Source organism: Streptomyces sp. SID3212 (assembly GCF_009865405.1).
Lineage (GTDB): Bacteria > Actinomycetota > Actinomycetes > Streptomycetales > Streptomycetaceae > Streptomyces.
The window spans coordinates 1-612 of sequence record NZ_WWJY01000709.1; the positions used below are offsets into that span (position 1 = coordinate 1).

The window sequence follows — 612 nt, forward strand, 5'->3', positions numbered from 1 at the left end:
GGCGTCGTCGCGCGCCGGGGCGTCCGAGGAGACGAGCGGCGGCGCGAACCCGGCGCTCGTCATCGGCTTCGTGGTGGTCGTGGTGGCGCTCGTCGGCGGCACGTGGTGGTTCAGGCGCCGCGGGGGAGCGAGCAGGACCTGACGGAGGGCACACCTGACGAAGGGCACACCTGACGGAGGAACGCAGGTGACGGAGCGGCGCGGGGACGGAGGGCGCCTGTCGATCCGTCAGACCGACCGGTATGGGTGCAATAAGTGATTCGTTTCACAGAGGCATCCGGACCCGGGCAGGCATGGCACGGCGTGCCGCGGGCATGCGCCCACCAGCCCCCGGGTGGCCCCCTACTGCCGCCGAGGCCCGACGAAGTGGAGAGTTACCGTGCTGATGGCTCACCCCGCGATACTCCGGAACCTGGTCGAGCGGTACGAGGAACTCCAGGTCGCCGGCACAGCGAAGGACTCCCTGGAGAACCGCCGGCGGCTGGAGGACGTCACCTACACCCTGTGCGTCTCCACCGGGACGCGGACGATCGAGGACGCGCTCAGAGTCGCGGAGGAGCAGCTGTCCGCGGCGCTCGACCCGGCCGAGGCGGACGTACGGCTCACGGCCTG

Annotated in this window: 1 protein-coding gene; it reads left to right on the plus strand. The window is 71.1% G+C overall.

The window, feature by feature from the left end:
- Positions 1-385 precede the first annotated feature (385 nt).
- On the plus strand, positions 386-612 hold a 227-nt coding region (locus GT042_RS21165), incomplete at its 3' end, for a DUF5133 domain-containing protein (protein ID WP_202533364.1).